At 62.8% G+C, this 18,308-nt stretch carries 16 protein-coding genes; 9 read left to right on the forward strand and 7 right to left on the reverse strand.

Translation table 11 applies throughout. The features are described 5' to 3' along the window. Positions 1 to 86: 86 nt before the first annotated feature. From ACN6NG_RS11660 to ACN6NG_RS11675, 4 genes are all read right to left on the reverse strand, one after another. The gene (locus ACN6NG_RS11660) at positions 87 to 1,058 is read right to left on the reverse strand and encodes a PDR/VanB family oxidoreductase (protein WP_474314046.1); all 972 of its coding nucleotides are present in this window, start codon (positions 1,056 to 1,058) and stop codon (positions 87 to 89) included. A 78-nt stretch (positions 1,059 to 1,136) separates the two neighbouring features. Next, on the reverse strand, positions 1,137 to 2,258 hold the full coding sequence (locus ACN6NG_RS11665) for an aromatic ring-hydroxylating oxygenase subunit alpha (protein ID WP_474314047.1): 1,122 nt from the start codon (positions 2,256 to 2,258) through the stop codon (positions 1,137 to 1,139). 120 nt (positions 2,259 to 2,378) lie between these two features. Then, a complete protein-coding gene (locus ACN6NG_RS11670; RefSeq protein WP_016499197.1) occupies positions 2,379 to 3,977 on the reverse strand; it encodes a BCCT family transporter in 1,599 nt (532 codons plus the stop codon). A gap of 194 nt (positions 3,978 to 4,171) precedes the next feature. Next, a complete protein-coding gene (locus ACN6NG_RS11675; RefSeq protein WP_016499198.1) occupies positions 4,172 to 5,263 on the reverse strand; it encodes a tartrate dehydrogenase in 1,092 nt (363 codons plus the stop codon). Positions 5,264 to 5,360: 97 nt separating this feature from the next. On the opposite strand from ACN6NG_RS11675, the gene ACN6NG_RS11680 reads away from it, so the two are divergent. Next, entirely contained in the window at positions 5,361 to 6,272 is a 912-nt protein-coding gene (locus ACN6NG_RS11680) for a LysR substrate-binding domain-containing protein (RefSeq protein ID WP_049274198.1), read from the forward strand. Positions 6,273 to 6,477: 205 nt separating this feature from the next. Here ACN6NG_RS11680 and ACN6NG_RS11685 read toward each other — a convergent pair whose 3' ends face one another. Next, the gene (locus ACN6NG_RS11685; RefSeq protein WP_063423627.1) at positions 6,478 to 6,960 is read right to left on the reverse strand and encodes an Lrp/AsnC family transcriptional regulator; all 483 of its coding nucleotides are present in this window, start codon (positions 6,958 to 6,960) and stop codon (positions 6,478 to 6,480) included. A gap of 123 nt (positions 6,961 to 7,083) precedes the next feature. Between ACN6NG_RS11685 and ACN6NG_RS11690 the strand changes: the two genes are divergently transcribed. Together ACN6NG_RS11690 and ACN6NG_RS11695 are read left to right on the forward strand one after the other, a co-directional pair. Further along, positions 7,084 to 8,115 carry a histone deacetylase family protein gene (locus tag ACN6NG_RS11690; RefSeq protein WP_474314050.1) on the forward strand — a complete coding sequence of 344 codons (1,032 nt, stop codon included), beginning with the start codon at positions 7,084 to 7,086 and terminating at the stop codon, positions 8,113 to 8,115. Between the two features lie 87 nt (positions 8,116 to 8,202). Further along, complete coding sequence (locus ACN6NG_RS11695) at positions 8,203 to 9,606, forward strand: amino acid permease (protein ID WP_353456996.1); 1,404 nt, start codon at positions 8,203 to 8,205, stop codon at positions 9,604 to 9,606. Between the two features lie 126 nt (positions 9,607 to 9,732). Here the strand turns inward: ACN6NG_RS11695 and ACN6NG_RS11700 are convergent, their stop codons facing one another. Next, on the reverse strand, positions 9,733 to 10,605 hold the full coding sequence (locus ACN6NG_RS11700) for a LysR family transcriptional regulator (protein WP_063423629.1): 873 nt from the start codon (positions 10,603 to 10,605) through the stop codon (positions 9,733 to 9,735). Positions 10,606 to 10,740: 135 nt separating this feature from the next. On the opposite strand from ACN6NG_RS11700, the gene ACN6NG_RS11705 reads away from it, so the two are divergent. The 5 genes from ACN6NG_RS11705 to ACN6NG_RS11725 all read left to right on the forward strand — a co-directional run bounded on the left by ACN6NG_RS11705 (position 10,741) and on the right by ACN6NG_RS11725 (position 16,147). Beyond that, positions 10,741 to 11,862 (forward strand): muconate cycloisomerase family protein, encoded by a 1,122-nt coding sequence (locus ACN6NG_RS11705; RefSeq protein ID WP_049274190.1) that lies wholly within the window; start codon positions 10,741 to 10,743, stop codon positions 11,860 to 11,862. Between the two features lie 21 nt (positions 11,863 to 11,883). Next, positions 11,884 to 12,174: a muconolactone Delta-isomerase gene (gene catC / locus ACN6NG_RS11710; RefSeq protein WP_016487549.1), complete on the forward strand. Its 291-nt coding sequence runs from the start codon at positions 11,884 to 11,886 to the stop codon at positions 12,172 to 12,174. Positions 12,175 to 12,217: 43 nt separating this feature from the next. Beyond that, a complete protein-coding gene (catA, locus tag ACN6NG_RS11715; RefSeq protein ID WP_353456993.1) occupies positions 12,218 to 13,153 on the forward strand; it encodes a catechol 1,2-dioxygenase in 936 nt (311 codons plus the stop codon). Between the two features lie 239 nt (positions 13,154 to 13,392). Then, positions 13,393 to 13,887, forward strand: a complete 495-nt coding sequence (locus ACN6NG_RS11720; RefSeq protein WP_063423631.1) for a GNAT family N-acetyltransferase — start codon at positions 13,393 to 13,395, stop codon at positions 13,885 to 13,887. Positions 13,888 to 14,050: 163 nt separating this feature from the next. Continuing rightward, positions 14,051 to 16,147, forward strand: coding sequence for a putative bifunctional diguanylate cyclase/phosphodiesterase (locus ACN6NG_RS11725; protein WP_063423632.1), 2,097 nt, complete (start codon positions 14,051 to 14,053; stop codon positions 16,145 to 16,147). Between the two features lie 205 nt (positions 16,148 to 16,352). On the opposite strand, the gene ACN6NG_RS11730 is transcribed toward ACN6NG_RS11725, so the two are convergent. After that, positions 16,353 to 17,177 carry an aldo/keto reductase gene (locus ACN6NG_RS11730; protein ID WP_474314052.1) on the reverse strand — a complete coding sequence of 275 codons (825 nt, stop codon included), beginning with the start codon at positions 17,175 to 17,177 and terminating at the stop codon, positions 16,353 to 16,355. A gap of 247 nt (positions 17,178 to 17,424) precedes the next feature. Here ACN6NG_RS11730 and ACN6NG_RS11735 point away from each other — a divergent pair, with 247 nt between their 5' ends. Next, complete coding sequence (locus ACN6NG_RS11735; protein WP_028613151.1) at positions 17,425 to 18,303, forward strand: DMT family transporter; 879 nt, start codon at positions 17,425 to 17,427, stop codon at positions 18,301 to 18,303. Positions 18,304 to 18,308 lie beyond the last annotated feature (5 nt).

The following is an 18,308-nucleotide window of genomic DNA, read 5'->3' on the forward strand; positions in this document are numbered from 1 at the left end:
TCCCATCGGTAGCGGCTGTGGGGGACCATGTGGGAGCTGGCTTGCCGGCGATGAGGCCAGTACAGGCAACATCAGCCGGGCGGTTGTTAAAGGTCCAGCACCAGCCGCGCCGTACGGGCGCGGGAAACGCACAGCATGATGCTCTGCTGCGCCGCTTTCTCTTCATCGCTCAGGTACTGGTCGTAATGCTCGGCTTCACCCTCAAGGATGGCCGTCTCGCACGTACCGCACACGCCTTCACGGCACAGGCACTCGACCTTGGCAGCCTTGGACTTCTCGATGGCCTGCAGAATGGTCATGCCTTCTTCCACCTGCAGTTCCACGCCCGATTGCGCCAGCACCACGGTAAAGGCACTGCCGGTGACCGGGGTGGCGGCAAACTGTTCCCAATGCACGCGCTGCTCGGCAATGCCGGCCTGGGCGGCGCAGGCGATGACCGCGTCGATCAGCGGTTTGGGGCCGCACACGTACAAGTGCGCTTGCTCGTCCAGCCCCGCGCACAGGGCGGCCAGATCAAGCTTGCGGTCGAGGCTGTCGATGTAGAACCGCGTGTTGGCTGCGTGCGGGCCGTTGGCCAACTGGTCCTGGAACGCGCCATGCTCAGGCGCGCGGAAGGCATAGTGCAGCTCGTAATCGACGCTGCCGCCTTCCAGCTCATGCAGTTGCGCCAGGAACGGGGTGATGCCGATGCCGCCGGCAATCAGGACGTGACGGCCAGCCGAAGGGTCGAGGGCGAACAGGTTGTTGGGCGAGGAGATGGTCAGGTGGGTGCCGACTTCTACCTGCTGGTGCATGAATGCCGAACCACCCTTGGACTGCTCTTCCAGGCGTACGCCGATCTGGTAGCTGCGGGTGTCGCGCGGGTCGCTCATCAACGAATAGGCGTTGCTGAACTGGCTGCCGTCAGCGCCTTGCATCTGCACGATGACGTGGCTGCCGCCGGTGAAGGCGGGCATCGCCGCGCCGTCTTCGCGGGCCAGGGTAAAGCGCTTGATCAGCGGCGTGGCGTGTTCCACATCGGTTACGCGTACGCTGAACATTTCATAAGTGTTGGCCATGGTTCACCTCGACTGCCTGGGTGCACGGCAGGCCCTGCCGCGCACCTTTACGTGCAAATAAACGTGGAGCGGTTGCCATCAATCGTCGAGGTGGGCCACGGCGATCAGGTTGTGGAAGTGGGCAATGCCGTGTTCGCTCATGCCACTGCGCTCGCGGTCGGCCATGATCCGGCCCTGGCCACGGTAGCCACGCGACTTCAGGCCCTTCTGCACGCTCTCGACCAGGCGCAGGTCTTCTGGGCGGAACACTTCGCGGTACCAGTCGATCAGCTTCTGCTGCTCTTCGGTGATGTCCTTGTTGAGGAAGTAGATGTCGTAGTGCTGCAGGGTGGTTTCGGCATCGACCGGGAACTCGTAGATAACGGTCATGAAGTTGGCCCCAGGCGGCACGTTGAACATGGTGCACGGCCAGGCCCAGAAGCCGGCGAACGACGGGTCTTTCACGTTTTCGTCAAACTTGAACGACTGCTCCGAAGGCTTGGCCAGGCCATATTGCAGGGTCCAGTTACCGTGCATGGTGTGGCTGTACTGGCCGACGTCGACCGAGTCGGAGAAGCCCGGGTGGGCAGGGGCGCAGTGGTAGCACTCCAGGTAGTTGTCGACGATCGACTTCCAGTTGGCCGGGGTGTCGCTGACGAAACGCGCCGCCAGGTGCAGGTCGTCGATTACCGTGCAGGCTTCGCGCATGCGTGCTTGCATGCCTGGCAGCTGGTCTTCGACGGAGCCCGCCTCCATGTCCATGTTGATGAAGACGAAGCCGGCGTATTCCTCGACGCGCAGCTGCACCAGGGTGGAGTTCTCTTTGTCGAAATTGACCACGTTGTCGCAGTTGCGGGCGTGGGCCAGTTCGCCGTCGAGCTTGAAGGTCCAGGCGTGGTACGGGCAGGTGATGACGTTCTTGGCCTTGCCGCTGCCGCTGAGCAGCTGGTGGCCACGGTGCGGGCAGACGTTGTAGAACGCACGCAGCACGCTGTCACGGCCACGGACGACGATGATGCTTTCGCCAATCACGTCGCGGGTGATGTAGGCATTGTTGTCTGCCACTTCGCTGCGGTGGCCCACGCAGATCCAGCTGCGGGCGAAGATGGCTTCTTTCTCGTGTTCGAACACCGCGGCCTTGGTGTAGAAATTGGCCGGGATGGTGAAGGCCTCGTCGGCGTTCGCACAGAAATCGGCGGGCAGGCGTTTGAAGTCGTTCATGACAGGTTTCTCACAAGCTCGGTTTATAGTTGTTGGTTAACGCGTACCTGTTGGTTAACAGGTCAGGCAAAAAAATTTGCAGCCTTTCAGAGGGGCCGCAGTACGGCCCCTCTGATTGAATCAATGCACGGCAGCAGCGCTGCGCGGGGCATGCTCGGCAGGTTGCTCACCGGCCATCCGTGCAGCCTCTTCTTCGATGACGTGGGCGGGTACCTGGCCGTAGTCGGCGATCATCCACTTGAAGAAGCCATAGATCTTCACCAGCAGAATCACCATGAACGGGATTGCGGTGAGTACCACGGCGGTCTTCATGGTCGACAGCGAGGCCTTGGCGAACAGCATGGCCAGCGGCACCAGGGTCAGCACCACGCACCAGAACAAGCGGTGGGTGGGTGTCGGGTCGTCACCTTCACGCAGGTTGCGGGTGCTGGTGGCAGCCACCGCATAGGCCGCGGCATCCATGTGCGAAGCGCAGAAGATGGCCATGATGAACAGGTACACACCGAGGAACACCTGGCCCCACGGCAAGGCCAGCAGCAGGTGTGTCACGGCCGATTCGCCGCCTTGTTCGGCGAGCATTTTCGGCACATCCACGGCGCCGGTGATGAACTGGTGCATGCTGTAGCTTTCCAGCGCGCCGAAGAAGAACCAGCAACCGAAGCTGCCCCCCAGCAGCAGGGCCAGGACCACTTCCTTGATCTGCCGGCCGCGCGAAACGCGGGTGACGAACATGGCCACGCCCGGGGCGTACGACACCCACCACAGCCAGTAGAACACCGTCCAGTTGCGGGTAAAGGCACCGTCGCCCGCCGGGTCGGTGAACAGGCTCATGTGCACGTAGTTCTGGATCATAAGGCCAATCGAGTTGGCAGTGTTGTTGAGGGTGAACTGGGTCGGGCCCACCAACAGCACAACCGCGGCAAACACCAGCGCGCCGATGCACACCATCTTGCTCAGGCGCTGCAGGCCACCATCGATACCGATGTAGGAGCTGAGCGAGAACATCACCGCCACGCCGCCGATCACCATCAATTGCACGGTGAACGTATCCGGGGTGCCGGTCAGGTCATGCAGGCCGCGCGTCAGGGTAGAGGCGGTGAGGGCCAGCGACACGGTCAGTGCGCCCATCATGGTCAGCAGGAAGATCAGGTCGACGGTACGGCCCACCGGCCCGGTGGCCTTGAAACCTGTTACCGCTTCGATAACCGAAGCCAGGTTCAGGCCGCTCTTCTTGCGTACATGGAAGTGGTAGGCCATGGCCAGCGAGGCCAGGGCGTAGATCGACCAGGCGCTGATACCCCAATGGAAGAACGAGTAGCCCACGCTGTACTCGAGTGCCTTGGGGGTGGCCGCGGCGATGTTCAGGCCCGGGGTCTGGTAGTAGTAGGCCCATTCCATCACGCCCCAGTAGAGGGTCGACGAACCCATGCCGGCACAGATGAACATGAACACCCAGGTGGCGGTGGCGTATTCAGGCTTGCCACTGCCCAGGCGGATGTTGCCGTACTTGCTGAAGGCCAGGTACAGCACGGCCAGGGTACTGCCAAACACCAGCACCTGCACGCTGGTACCGAAGGTGCGGGTGGACAGCTCGAACAACTGGTTGGCGGCGCTTTCAGCCTGGGCGGGGAAGGCTGCAAGGCCGATCACGGTGAGCAGTACGGCGATCAGGCTCACGGTAATCAGGAACACATCAATCTTTTTATTCTTGTGCGACATCATCGTCTCCTGGACGTTGGCGTACTTGTTATACCCGGCAGGCATCCGGGGTGTTGCGGTACCACTCCTTCCTTGGTTGTTAACTATAGGTTAACTAATATCTAATGGTTAACAGATTTTGCATACAATCCACGCCGCTCGCAAGAGGCAAAGGGCCGATTGTCAGACACTTCTGACAATCGGCCCCGGGTACATCAGGCTTCGATCAGCGCGGTGATGGCCTGGCCCACTTGCTGGGTAGACTGCTGGCCACCCATGTCGCGGGTTACGTCACCGGCGGCGATGACCTGCTCGATGGCTTTGAGGATGTCATCATGGGCAGCGCGGTAGCGTGGGTCGGTGCCTTCGTTGCCGAGGAAATCGAGCATCAGCGCACCGGACCAGATCATCGCGATAGGGTTGGCGATGTTCTTGCCGTAGATGTCCGGGGCCGAGCCGTGCACCGGCTCGAACAGCGACGGGAACTTGCGCTCGGGGTTCAGGTTGGCCGATGGCGCGATGCCGATGGTGCCGGCGCAGGCCGGGCCGAGGTCGGACAGGATGTCGCCGAACAGGTTCGAGGCCACGACCACATCGAAGCGGTCTGGTTGCAGTACGAAGCGGGCGCAGAGGATATCAATGTGCTGCTTGTCCCAGCTGATTTCCGGATAATTGGCTGCCATTGCGGCGGTGCGTTCGTCCCAGTACGGCATGCTCACGGCCATGCCGTTGGACTTGGTGGCCGAGGTGACGTGCTTGCGCTCGCGGGTCTGGGCCACTTCGAAGGCGTACTTGAGAATGCGGTCGACGCCACGGCGGGTGAACACCGATTCCTGCAGCACGAACTCGTTCTCGGTGCCTTCGAACATGCGCCCGCCCAGCGACGAGTACTCGCCTTCGGTGTTTTCGCGGATGACCACGAAGTCGATGTCGCCGGGTTCACGACCAGCCAGCGGGCAGGGTACGCCGGGGAACAGGCGCACCGGGCGAATGTTCACGTACTGGTCGAAGTCGCGGCGGAACTTGAGCAGCGAACCCCACAGCGAGATGTGGTCCGGCACTTTGTCTGGCCAGCCCACGGCACCAAAGTACAGGGCGTCGAAACCTTTGAGCTGTTCGAACCAGTCGTCCGGCATCATCTTGCCGTGGGCCAGGTAGTAGTCGCAGCTGGCCCACTCGAAGAACTCGAAGCTGATGTCCAGGCCATGCTTGCGCGCAGCGGCCTCGACCACCCGAATGCCTTCAGGCAGTACTTCGTTGCCGATGCCGTCGCCTGGGATTGCCGCGATTCTGAAGGTCTTGCTCATGGGGTGCACTCGTTGTCTAGGGAACAGGTGCTGGCCATGCTATAAGGGCTTGGCCTGGAGATAATCTGGCCAATCATTGATTCTTGGAACACGATACGTGAACAATCTGCCCAGCCTCGACGACCTCAATATCTTCCTGCAAGTGGCCAAGCGCGCCAGCTTCGCGGCCGTTGCCGACGAGCTGGGCATGTCGGCGGCGTACATCAGCAAGCGCATTCGCGTGCTTGAGCAAACCCTGGAAGTGCGCCTGTTGCACCGCACCACCCGGCGGGTGACGGTGAGCGAGGAGGGCGAGCGGGTGTATCAATGGGCCTTGCAGATATTCGACGCCGTGCAGCGCATGGGCGATGACATCAGTGCCCAGCACCGCGAGCCGGCCGGGCAGTTGCGCATTGCCAGCAGCCTGGGCCTGGGTCGGCGCTTCGTGGCGCCGGCTCTGTCGGAGTTGGCCGAGCGCTACCCGCGGCTGGACATTCGCCTGGATGTGCACGACCGCCTGGTGGACCTGATTGCCGAAGGTGTCGACCTGGACATCCGCGTGGGCAACGCCATTGCCCCCAACCTGATCGCCAAGCCGCTGGCCCGCAACCGCCGGGTACTGTGCGCCGCCCCGGCGTACCTGGCGCGGCGCGGCACGCCCAAGGTGCTGGGCGACCTGGGCAGCCACGACTGCCTGGTGATCAAGGAGCGCGACCACCCGTTCGGCGTGTGGCAACTGATGGGGCCGCTGGGTGAAGAAAGCGTGCGGGTGACCGGCGGCCTGTCGACCAACCATGGCGAAGTGGCGCACCAGTGGTGCCTGGACGGGCGCGGGATACTGTTGCGTTCATGGTGGGACGTGCACGACAGCTTGCAGGACGGGCGCCTGGTGCAGGTGTTGGAGGCTTATCACCAGCCGGCGGACATCTGGGCGGTGTACACCTCGCCGCTGGCCAGCTCGGCCAAGGTGCGGGTGGCGGTGGACTTTTTCCGCCAGTACTTTGCCGAGCGCTACAGCTTGCCGGAGTAGGCTGCACCCAAATCATGCGCGGTCTGCTTTTGATTTTTTGTGGGATCAACAGTCTTGCACCATCAATCAGGCTATCGCATCACCCTGTAGGAGCAGCCTTGTGCTGCGAAGAGGCCGGTAAGGCTGAAGATTATCTTCGGTTGCAATGGCCTTTTCGCAGCACAAGGCTGCTCCTACAAAAATCAAAAGCGCAGCGCGCTGGGTTTCAGGGCACGGGTATTCGGGAAACCGCCTTCACTTCGCGCAACGCCAGGCTGGACTGTATCGAGGCAATCCCGGGCTGACGGCGTAATACCTCTTCCACAAACCGCCCATAACTCTCCAGGTCATTCGCCAACACGGTCAGCACATAGTCAGCCTCGCCGGTCACCTTGTGGCAGGACAGCACCTGCGGCAGTTTCAGAATCACCTGCTCGAACTCATCCGGTGCGTTGGCCGAATGGTTGCCAAAGCGCACCTGGGCAAACGCCATCACGTCGTAGCCCAGCTTCTTGCGGTCGAGGTTGGCCTGGTAATCCTTGATGATGCCCAGCTCCTCCAAGCGTTTGCGCCTGCGCCAGCAGGGCGTCACGGTCATCGACAGGCGCTCGCCCAGCGCAGCGCTCGACAGGGTGCCGTCCTCCTGCAAAAGGCGCAGCAGCTCGCGGTCGGTTTCGTCCAGTTGTTCGATAGCAAAGGATTTGCTCATAGGTGGCCAATCTTGTGAATACTTTGCTCAAGCATCCGGTTTGGTTGAGCATAAAGCAAAGCATTTTCACCGCTCTGTCGCGAAAATTGGTTATCCGGTAACCCCTTGAAAAAGGACATGCGCGTGCTGACAGTCTTTAGCAACAACCACCGCTTGCACCATGGCTCGGAACTCAAGGACGGCGCAATCACGCCATCGTTCGAAAACCCCCAGCGTGCCGACACCGTGCTGGCCCGGGTGCACAGCACCGGCCTTGGCGATGTCATTGCCGAACAGGCCTTCGACCGTGGCTGCTACGTGGCGGCGCACAGCGAGCGCTATGTAAGCTTCCTGGAAAACGCCTGGTCGGAATGGGCCGCCACCGGCAAGACCCACGATGCGCTGCCGCTAGTGTGGCCAGTGCGCGACCTGGCCATCGACCGTGAGCCCGGCTTCATCGACGGCAAGCTGGGCTTTTATGCCATGGACGCGGGGGCCCCGATCACCGTCGGAACCTGGGAGGCGGTGCGCAGCAGCGCCAACGTTGCCTTGACCGGCATGCAGCGCATCATCGACGGTGCCGACAGTGCTTTCGCCCTGTGCCGCCCACCGGGGCACCATGCGGCCCGGGAATACATGGGCGGCTACTGCTACCTGAACAACGCCGCCATCGCCGCCGAGCGCTGCCTGAGCCAGGGCGCCAAGCGCGTGGCTGTGCTGGATGTGGACTTCCACCACGGCAACGGCACACAGAACATCTTTTACGATCGCCCCGATGTGTTTTTCGCCTCCCTGCATGGCGCCCCGCACGTGTCCTACCCGTACTTTTCCGGCTACGCCCATGAGCGGGGCGCGGGGGCAGGCGAAGGCTTCAACGCCAACTACCCGATGGGCAAGGGCACGCGCTGGGCCCAGTACCAGCCGGCTTTGCAGGATGCACTCAAGCGCATTGTCGCGCACAAGCCGCAGTTTCTGGTTGTGTCGCTGGGGGTCGACACCTTCGAGGATGACCCGATCAGCCACTTCAAGCTCACCAGCGAAGACTTCCTGCGCATGGGCGCCGAGATCGCCAGTGCGGGTATCCCGACCCTGTTCGTGATGGAAGGCGGCTACATGGTCGACGAAATCGGCATCAATGCCGTGAACACCCTGCAAGGGTTCGAAAGCGCGCGCTAACCCGCGTAACAAGCAATGGCGAAGCCTGTAAAGGGCTTTGCCACGGCACCGCGACATGTGACAGGCCAACAATAACAAGAGGTCGCCATGCAAGACATGCCCGCAAGCCTTGAGCAAAGCAAACCGGTAACGCCCGACCGTGACGGGCACCTGCAACGCACGCTGGAAAACCGCCACATCCAGCTGATTTCCATAGGCGGCGCCATCGGCACCGGCCTGTTCATGGGCTCCGGCAAGGTGATCGCGCTGTCCGGCACCTCGATCCTGCTGGTGTACGCCATCCTCGGGTTCTTCGTGTTCTTCGTCATGCGCGCCATGGGCGAGCTGCTGTTGTCCGACCTGCGCTTCAAGTCGTTCGCCGACATCGTTGCCCATTACCTGGGGCCGCGCGCCGGCTTTGTGCTGAGCTGGTCGTACTGGCTGAGCTGGAGCGTGGCGGTGGTCGGTGACGTGGTCGTGGTGGCCGGGTTCTTCCAGTACTGGTACCCCGATGCACCGGCCTGGCTACCCGCGTTCTTCACCCTGTTCGTGCTGCTGGGGCTAAACATGCTGGCGGTGCGGATTTTTGGCGAGGTGGAGTTCTGGTTCGGCATCATCAAGATCGTCGCCATCGTGCTGTTGATCATCACGGCGGCGGTGATGATCGCCACCTCCTATACCTCACCCAATGGCGTGGTTGCTTCGCTGTCCAACGTGGTCGCGCCGGGCGCGGTGCTGCCCCATGGCATCAGCGGTTTCTTTGCCGGCTTCCAGATTGCCGTGTTTTCCTTTGCCGGTACCGAGCTGATCGGCACCACCGCCGCCGAGGCGAAGAACCCTCATCGCTCGCTGCCCAAGGCCATCAACACCATCCCCTTGCGCATTCTGCTGTTCTACATCCTGGCGCTGGTGTGCATCATCAGCGTGGTGTCGTGGGCCGAGGTGCCAGCCAACCGCAGCCCCTTCGTCGAGCTGTTCCTGCTGGCCGGCTTCCCCGCAGCGGCCGGCATGATCAACTTCGTGGTGCTGACCTCGGCAGCCTCATCGGCCAACAGCGGTGTCTACTCGGGCTGCCGGATGCTGTTCGGGCTGGCCGAGCGGCGTAACGCGCCGGCCCTGTTCGCCAGGCTTTCGGCACTGAGCGTGCCGGTGTACAGCCTGGTGTTTTCCGGCGTATGCATGCTGATCGGGTTGAGCCTGCTGTTCATCATCCCGGAGGTGATGACGGTGTTCACGCTGATTTCCACCGTTTCGGCAATCCTGGTGATCTTTACCTGGTCGATGATCCTTGCGGCGTACCTTGCCTATCGCAAACGCAACCCGTCTGCGCACGATGCCTCGGCGTTCAAGTTGCCGGGCGGGGTGCCGATGGCCATCACCACCCTGGGTTTTCTCGGCTTTGTGCTGGTGCTGCTGGCGCTGCAGCCGGATACCCGGTTGGCGCTGTGCGTGATGCCGTTGTGGTTCGTGTTCCTGCTGCTGGCCTACCGTCGCCGCGCAGCACACCCCTGAGCGAATGCCATACCCCTGTGGGAGCGGGTTCACCCGCGAAGGCCCCAACGCGGTGCATGGCACCGGCTGCGCCGGTGTTCGCGGCTAAAGCCGCTCCCACAGGTACCGCGTGGCTTCTGGTTTTGCTCACCCGACCTGCTGGGCGATCAACCCCAGGCACCGCTGCACGATCGGGCTCACGTCACCCTTGCGCCGGCTGAGTATGATCGGGCTGACGGCACTGCTATCGAGCAAACCGACATACTCGATATCGGTGCGGTGCTGCTGTTGTACCGATGCTGGCACCAGGGTCACCCCCACGCCGACTGCCACCAGGCCGATGGCCGTCTGCAGTTCGTTGGCCCACTGGCTGACGCGGATGCTCATGCCGTGCTGGGCGAACAGCGCAAGCACGTGGTCGGCATAACTGGGCCGGGGGTTGGCCGGGTAGAGGATGAACGCCTCGCCAGCCAGCTGGGCGAGGCTGAGCGGGCTGCCCGCCAGCGGGTGGCCCTTGGGCAGCACGGCCACCAGCGGGTCTTCACGCAGGACCTGTTGCGCAATGGCCGCGTCCTCGATGCGAATGCGCCCGAAGGCGATGTCGATGCGCCCGCTTTTCAACGCTTCCACCTGCTGCAGCGTGGTCATCTCGCTCAGGCCCAGTTCCAGCTCGCTGTCCTGGCGCAGCTCGCGGATCAGCTCTGGCAGCACGTTGTACAGGGTCGAGGGGGCAAAGCCGATGCCCAGCCACTGGCGCTGGCCGTGGCCAATGCGGCGGGTGTTGTCGCTGATGTTCTGCAGTTGCTGAAGCACGGTGCAGCTCTGCTCGTAGAAGAAGCGGCCGGCCTCGGTCAGCCGCAGCGGGCGTTCGCGCGCTATCAGCAAGGTGCCGAGCTCGTCCTCCAGCTGGCTGATCTGCCGGCTCAGGGGCGGTTGGGCAATGTGCAGCAGCTCGGCGGCGCGGGTGAAGTTCAGGGTCTCGGCCAAGACCTTGAAGTAACGCAGGTGGCGCAGCTCCATCAGACCTCCAGGGTATGGTGGGAGATTCATTTGATATTGGACGGTCATCAGGGTCTCGCGCAATCCTTGAACAATCAAGCAAATGCACCATTCGGGCCTGCAACTGGCAGCCCGACCTCACGGGACCTGGCAACAATGACAAGCGCGCTGATTGAACGTATTGATGCAATTATCGTCGACCTGCCGACCATTCGCCCGCACAAGCTGGCAATGCACACCATGCAGCAGCAGACCCTGGTGGTATTGCGTGTGCGTTGCAGCGATGGCGTGGAAGGTATCGGTGAGGCCACCACCATCGGTGGCCTGGCCTATGGCTACGAAAGCCCCGAGGGCATCAAGGCCAACATCGACGCGCACCTGGCCCCGGCGCTGATCGGCCTGGAGGCAGACAACATCAACGCCGCCATGCTCAAGCTGGACAAGCTGGCCAAGGGCAACACGTTTGCCAAGTCGGGTATCGAAAGCGCCTTGCTCGATGCCCAGGGCAAACGCCTGGGCCTGCCGGTCAGCGAACTGCTGGGCGGCCGTGTGCGCGACAGCCTAGAAGTGGCCTGGACCCTGGCCAGTGGCGACACCGCCCGTGATATCGCCGAAGCCCGGCACATGCTGGAAATTCGCCGTCACCGGGTGTTCAAGCTGAAGATTGGCGCCAACCCGGTGGAGCAGGACCTCAAACACGTGGTGACGATAAAACGCGAACTGGGCGACAGCGCCAGTGTGCGAGTGGACGTGAATCAGTACTGGGACGAATCCCAGGCCATCCGCGCTTGCCAGGTGCTTGGCGACAACGGTATCGACCTGATCGAGCAGCCGATTTCGCGTATCAACCGCGGTGGCCAGGTGCGCCTGAACCAGCGCAGCCCTGCACCGATCATGGCCGATGAGTCCATCGAAAGCGTCGAGGATGCCTTCAGCCTGGCCGCCGACGGCGCCGCCAGCATCTTTGCCCTGAAAATCGCCAAGAACGGCGGCCCGCGTGCCGTGCTGCGCACCGCGCAAATCGCCGAGGCCGCCGGTATCGGTCTGTATGGCGGCACCATGCTCGAGGGCTCGATCGGCACCCTGGCCTCGGCCCACGCCTTCCTTACCCTGCGCCAACTGACCTGGGGCACCGAGCTGTTCGGCCCGCTGCTGCTGACCGAAGAAATCGTCAACGAGCCGCCGCAATACCGCGACTTCCAGCTGCACATTCCCCGTACCCCAGGCCTGGGCCTGACCCTGGACGAACAGCGCCTGGCGCGCTTCGCCCGTCGCTGATCAGCAAACAAGGAGATAATCATGCTGTTCCACGTGAAGATGACCGTGAAACTGCCGGTGGACATGGACCCGGCCAAGGCTACCCAGCTCAAGGCCGATGAAAAGGAACTGGCCCAGCGCCTGCAACGTGAAGGGACTTGGCGCCACCTGTGGCGCATTGCCGGGCACTACGCCAACTACAGCGTGTTCGATGTGCCCAGCGTCGAGGCGTTGCACGACACCCTGATGCAACTGCCGTTGTTCCCGTACATGGACATCGAGGTCGACGGCCTGTGCCGGCATCCCTCGTCGATCCATAGCGACGACCGCTGATACGCACCTGTCTGCCTGACAAGAACAATATGAGGTACGCACGATGACCGTGAAAATTTCCCACACTGCCGACATTCAAGCCTTCTTCAACAAAGTGGCTGGCCTGGACCACGCCGAAGGCAACCCGCGCTTCAAGCAGATCATCCTGCGTGTGCTGCAGGACACCGCGCGCCTGGTCGAAGACCTGGAAATCACCGAAGACGAGTTCTGGCACGCCATTGATTATCTCAACCGCCTGGGGGGCCGTAACGAGGCTGGCCTGCTGGCCGCAGGCCTGGGCATCGAGCACTTCCTCGACCTGCTGCAGGACGCCAAGGATGCCGAGGCTGGCCTGAGCGGCGGCACCCCGCGGACCATCGAAGGCCCGCTGTATGTCGCCGGCGCGCCGGTGGCACAAGGCGAAGCGCGCATGGACGACGGTACCGACCCCGGCGTGGTGATGTTCCTGCAGGGGCAGGTGTTCGATGCCGACGGCAAGCCGCTGGCCGGCGCCACCGTCGACCTGTGGCACGCCAACACCCAAGGTACCTATTCGTACTTCGACTCGACCCAGTCTGAGTACAACCTGCGCCGCCGCATCATTACCGATGCCGAGGGCCGCTACCGTGCGCGCTCCATCGTGCCGTCGGGATATGGCTGCGACCCGCAGGGGCCGACCCAGGAATGCCTGGACCTGCTCGGCCGTCATGGCCAGCGCCCGGCGCACGTGCACTTCTTCATCTCGGCACCCGGGCACCGCCACCTGACCACGCAGATCAACTTCGAGGGTGACAAGTACCTGTGGGACGACTTTGCCTACGCCACCCGTGACGGGCTGATCGGCGAGCTGCGCTTTGTCGAGGATGCTGCGACGGCGCGTGACCGCGGCGTTCAAGGCGAGCGTTTTGCCGAACTGGCGTTCGACTTCCACCTGCAGGGGGCCACGGCGGTGGAGGCCGAGGCACGCAGCCACCGGCCGCGTGCGTTGCAGGAAGGATAACGACCGATTGACGTAGCCCTTGTAGGAGCGGCCTTGTGTCGCGATAGGGCTGCGTAGCAGCCCCGGCAATTACAGCGGTGACGCCGAAAATCGGGGGCCGCTGTGCGGCCCTATCGCGACACAAGGCCGCTCCTACAGGAACCTTCATTTTTGCCTGGGCCTTTCCGTGCGGGGAGGGCCTGGGCTTTTTGCTGTTGGGCCCGGTGATCTAGAATCGACCTTTTCCCTGAGCCCCGCCCATGCTGCCCATCGCGCTGCTGCCAACCACCGCTGACCAGGCTCCGCTGATCCGCAACCTCTACCAATTCTATTCCTACGAGTCCTCCGATTGGGAGCAGGAAGACGTCGAAGTGGACGGCCGCTTCTACATCCACGACGAGCACCTGCAACGCTACTGGCAGGACGACGGCTGGGGCGCTTACCTGGTGCTGGCGGACGGCTTCATCGCCGGCTTCGTACTGGTGGAACGCAGCGAACTGCCGGGCATCGACGCGCTTGAGCTGGCTGACCTGTTCATCCTGAAAAAGTACCGCCGCCAGGGCATCGGCCAGGCGGTGGCATTGCAGCTGCTGGGCGGCGAGGGTGACTGGTTGCTGCGGTGCTACGCACAAGACGCACCGGCCGTGGCGTTCTGCAAGGCTGTGCTGGCGAACCTGTCGCGCCCGGCGCAGGCCATTACGCTGACGGATGAGCAGGACCTGCTCAGTTTCCTGGTGAGCGGCGCCCGCCATTGAGGGTTTGCCAGCTTTCGTTCGTCCTTGAAGAGGAATAGCGACATTTTTGTGAGCTACTTCACAAAATCGTCATGAGCGGCATAATGCCATCAACGCTTTCAAAAACCCGGCCACTGCTTGCCGGGGTCCCTTTTCATGCGCTTCGAAGGTTCAGGTAAAGTTCATGTCGTTAGTCGCAAGCCCCGACATCATGTACCGGCTATTGATTCAGAGTGTGGTGGACTATGCCATCTACATGCTCACCCCCGAAGGTGTCGTCGCCAACTGGAACCCCGGCGCTCAGCGTGCCAAGGGGTACCACGCCGAGGAAATCGTCGGCCAGCATTACTCGCTGTTCTACACCGATGCCGAGCGCGCCGCCGGGTTGCCCGCGCATAACCTGGAGCAGGCGCGCAGCATCGGGCGCTTTGAAGAGATCGGTTCGCGCCTGCGCAAGGATGGCTCGGCCTTCCACGCCCATGTGGTAATCGATGCGGTGTACGACGATGCCGGCCAACTGGTGGGTTTTGCCAAGGTTACCCGCGACATTTCCGAACGCCGCCGTCAGGAGCTGGAGCTGCTGCAGGCCAAGGAACTGGCCGAGCAGTACAGCCAGGAAATGGCCAAGCTTTCGCAGTTCCTGGATTCGGTCATTGCCAATATCCCCGCCAGCGTCATCGTCCAGGACCTGGAAAGCCAGCGTATCCTGCTGGCCAACCAGCAGGCCGAGCGCCTGTTCGGCGGGCCAGAGCGCAGCATGATCGGCCAACTGCCTGGCGAGTGCCTGAGCCCGGCGGCTGCCGACTACCTTGAGCAGCAACTGGCCCGTGGTGCCCGTAGCACCAAGGGCCATGCTGCCGAGACCCGGGTCGACACCGCCCGTGGCCCGCGTACCCTGCGCAGCCGTACCTTGCTCAGCCAGAACCGCGAAGGCCAGGCTGATTACGTGCTGTTTGTTGCCGAAGATGCCACCGAGGAACTGGCCGCCCACGCGCAGATCCACCACATGGCGCACCATGACGCGCTCACCGGGCTGCCCAACCGCACGCTGTTCAACGAACGCCTGCGCCAGGCGCTGGTGCGTGGCAGCGAGAACGCCAAGCTGACCGCTGCACTGTGCCTGGACCTGGATAACTTCAAGAACATCAACGATTCCCTGGGCCATGCCTTCGGCGACAAGTTGTTGCGTGAGTTGGGTAAGCGCCTGCGCCGTGAGCTGCGTGAACACGACACCCTGGCCCGCTTGGGCGGTGACGAGTTTGCCGTGGTGCTGACCGGGCTTGATGGCCGCGATGCCGCGTGCAACACCGCGCAGCGCCTGATCAATGCCATTTGCCCGCCGTTCCAGATCGAAGGCCACCAGTTCACGGTGGGGGTGAGCATCGGCATTGCCATTGCCCCCGATGACAATGACCAGGCCGAGCAGTTGCTCGGCTATGCCGACATGGCGCTGTACGAGGCCAAGCGCAACGGGCGAAACCGCTACGAGTGCTTCGAGGTGGAACTGGACGTTGCAGCCCGCCAGCGCCGCCTGGTGGAAACCGACCTGCGTACTGCGCTGCACCTGGGCCAGTTGCAACTGCACTACCAGCCGGTGGTCGACCAGCAGACCCATTGCATCACCGGCTACGAGGCTTTGCTGCGCTGGGAGCACCCGAGCCGTGGCATGGTGATGCCCATGGACTTCATCCCCATTGCCGAGGAAACCGGGTTGATTCATGAGCTGGGCACCCGGGCCTTGAACCTGGCCTGCCAGGAAGCGGCCAGCTGGGACAGCGAGCAGACGGTGTCGGTCAACCTGTCGCCGGTGCAGTTCAAGAATGCCAACCTGGTGCAGGTTGTGGCCTTGGCCCTGGCCGACTCGGGCCTGCCGGCGCAGCGCCTGGAACTGGAAATCACCGAGTCGGTGCTGCTGGGTAACAGCGAGGAAAACGTGCGCACCTTGCGCGCGCTGAAAGACCTGGGCGTGTCCATTTCGCTGGACGATTTCGGCACCGGCTATTCATCGCTCGGCTACCTGCGGTCGTTCCCGTTCGACCGGATCAAGATCGACAAGTCGTTCGTGCATGACATGTGCGAAAGCCGTGAGGCGATGTCGATCATCCGTGCCATTACCGACCTGTCCAACAGCCTGATGATCAAGACCACGGCCGAGGGGGTGGAGTCGGAAGAGCAGATGCGCCGGCTGGCGGCGGAAGGGTGCTCGCATTTCCAGGGCTACCTGTACGGGCGGCCGGCACCGGCGAGCGAGCGGTTGAAGCAGGTCATTACGCCAGGCTGACGGCCACAGGTATGGCGCATGGCTTGAAGGCGATGCGGTCAATGTGGGAGCGGCCTTGTGTCGCGATTGGGGTGCGCAGCGCCCCCACACTTGTCAGCTCGCCGCAACTATTGCCGGGGCCGCTTTGCGGCCCTATCGCGACACAAGGCCGCTCCCACAGTGAGGGGTGCAAAAATTCAGGTTTGGCGCAAGGCAGTTACCTGCCTCAGCTATTCCAGTCTGGCGCAAACGGCGGGCTTACCACCCGCTGATCTTTCGGCAATTGGGCAATCGCCGCGCGATCCTCGTCGTCCAGTTGCACGTTCAATGCTGCCAGGTTGGCCAGCTGGTTCTCGCGGCTACTGGCCTTGGGGATTGCCGCCACACCGTCCTGGTCCAACAACCACTTCAGCGCCACCTGGCTGGGCAGCACGCCGTGCTTGCGGGCAATCGCCTGGATCACCGGCTGCGCCGCCGCCTGGCCGCGGGCCAGCGGGGTGTAGGCGGTAAGCAACAGGTCATGGCGGCGTGCGTAGTCCAGCAGCGGTTGCTGGCCGAGCAGCACGTGGTATTCCACCTGGATCGCCGACAACGGCGCACCCAGGGTTTCCACCACCTGGCGCAGCAGGCCCAGCGGGAAGTTGGCCACACCAATGTGGCGCGCCTTGCCCTCGTCACGCAGCGCTACCAAGGTGTCGATGCTGCGTGCCAGGTCCCAGTCCTTGCCGGGCCAGTGAATGTGGAACAGGTCGACCTGCTCGGTGCCCAGGGCGCGCAGGCTGTCTTCCAGCGACTGGCGCATGGCCTTGGGCTCCAGGCGGTCCCACCACACCTTGGTGGTGAGGTGGATCTGCTCGCGTGGCACGTCGCTGTCGCGCAGGGCCTGGCCAACGGCCGCTTCGTTTTCGTAGGCGGTGGCAGTGTCGATGTGCCGGTAACCCACGTCCAGCGCCTGGTGCACGGCCTGGGTACATTCGGTGCCGGTCATTGGCCAGGTGCCCAGGCCGATTGCTGGCAGGTCCAGACCGCTACGGGTGGTGAGCCTTTGCATGTAAATTCCTTGTAGGGTGTGCAGGGTTCGCACTCGATGGTGGGTGATCAGCGAGGCGCGGGCCATGCGTTCAAGGCACAAAGTGGTCGATCAGCGAACAGTAATTGCAGCCGGCGTGGACAAGCGGCAAATGAACTTCCTTATGCTGCGGTATCTCTTCTAGAATTCGAGCTGTTGCATCCGCCAGGCCACGCCTGAGCGGCCTTCCCTGGGCGTGGCATGCCGCCGTGCCGTCATCGAGAGAGCCATGAGTTCCAGCACACCGCTGTCCGGCGTCAACCAACCCTTGCGCGGTATCGCGCTGGTGGTGGGGGCGACGTTCCTGTTCGCCAGCCACGATGCCCTGTCCAAATTCCTCGGCGGCATTTACCCGATTGTGATGGTGGTGTGGGCGCGTTATGTCGTGCATACGCTGCTGATGGCCGGCATTTTCCTGCCCAAGTCTGGCCTCAACGTATTGCGCACCCGCCGGCCAGTACTGCAGACCTTGCGGGCCTTGAGCCTGCTGAGCACCAGCCTGCTGTTCACCAGCGGCCTTCAGTATCTGCCGCTGGCTGAGGCGACTGCGGTCAACTTCCTTGCCCCGGTGCTGGTTACCGCGCTGTCTGCTCCGCTGCTCAAAGAGCGGGTGACGGTGGGGCAGTGGGTGGCGGTAGTGCTGGGTTTCATCGGCGTGCTGGTGGTGGTGCACCCAGGTGGGGCGATGTTTACCCCGGCCATTCTGTATCCGTTCGGTTCGGCGTTGGGCTTCTGCTTTTATCAGTTGCTGACGCGCATTCTGGCTGCACATGACAGCCCGACCACCAGCAACTTCTATGCAGGGCTGTGCAACACCCTGGCAATGAGTGCACTGGTGCCGTTCTTCTGGGAGGTGCCGCGTTGGGACCATGCCCTGCTGATGCTGGCCCTGGGGGGCTTTGGCATGACGGCGCACCTGCTGCTGACCCAGGCCTTCCGCCACGCGGCACCGGCGTTGCTGGCACCGTTCAGCTACTGCCAGATCGTGTTTGCCGGTTTGCTTGGGCTTGTATTCTATAGCCAGGTGCCGGACACCCTGAGCCTGGTTGGGATTTCGGTGATCTGCCTCAGTGGGCTGGGCGCGGCGTGGATGCAGCGCAAGAAGTGAGTGAT

This window comes from Pseudomonas sp. TSO6 (genome assembly GCF_056098905.1).

What these genes read in the sequence shown, in the direction of transcription:
- ACN6NG_RS11660 (WP_474314046.1), bottom strand. Translation starts at nt 1,058, where the DNA reads ATGGCCAACACTTATGAAATGTTCAGCGTACGCGTAACCGATGTGGAA.
- ACN6NG_RS11665 (WP_474314047.1), bottom strand. Translation starts at nt 2,258, where the DNA reads ATGAACGACTTCAAACGCCTGCCCGCCGATTTCTGTGCGAACGCCGAC.
- ACN6NG_RS11670 (WP_016499197.1), bottom strand. Translation starts at nt 3,977, where the DNA reads ATGTCGCACAAGAATAAAAAGATTGATGTGTTCCTGATTACCGTGAGC.
- ACN6NG_RS11675 (WP_016499198.1), bottom strand. Translation starts at nt 5,263, where the DNA reads ATGAGCAAGACCTTCAGAATCGCGGCAATCCCAGGCGACGGCATCGGC.
- ACN6NG_RS11685 (WP_063423627.1), bottom strand. Translation starts at nt 6,960, where the DNA reads ATGAGCAAATCCTTTGCTATCGAACAACTGGACGAAACCGACCGCGAG.
- ACN6NG_RS11695 (WP_353456996.1), top strand. Translation starts at nt 8,203, where the DNA reads ATGCAAGACATGCCCGCAAGCCTTGAGCAAAGCAAACCGGTAACGCCC.
- ACN6NG_RS11700 (WP_063423629.1), bottom strand. Translation starts at nt 10,605, where the DNA reads ATGGAGCTGCGCCACCTGCGTTACTTCAAGGTCTTGGCCGAGACCCTG.
- ACN6NG_RS11705 (WP_049274190.1), top strand. Translation starts at nt 10,741, where the DNA reads ATGACAAGCGCGCTGATTGAACGTATTGATGCAATTATCGTCGACCTG.
- catC (WP_016487549.1), top strand. Translation starts at nt 11,884, where the DNA reads ATGCTGTTCCACGTGAAGATGACCGTGAAACTGCCGGTGGACATGGAC.
- catA (WP_353456993.1), top strand. Translation starts at nt 12,218, where the DNA reads ATGACCGTGAAAATTTCCCACACTGCCGACATTCAAGCCTTCTTCAAC.
- ACN6NG_RS11720 (WP_063423631.1), top strand. Translation starts at nt 13,393, where the DNA reads ATGCTGCCCATCGCGCTGCTGCCAACCACCGCTGACCAGGCTCCGCTG.
- ACN6NG_RS11725 (WP_063423632.1), top strand. Translation starts at nt 14,051, where the DNA reads ATGTCGTTAGTCGCAAGCCCCGACATCATGTACCGGCTATTGATTCAG.
- ACN6NG_RS11730 (WP_474314052.1), bottom strand. Translation starts at nt 17,177, where the DNA reads ATGCAAAGGCTCACCACCCGTAGCGGTCTGGACCTGCCAGCAATCGGC.
- ACN6NG_RS11735 (WP_028613151.1), top strand. Translation starts at nt 17,425, where the DNA reads ATGAGTTCCAGCACACCGCTGTCCGGCGTCAACCAACCCTTGCGCGGT.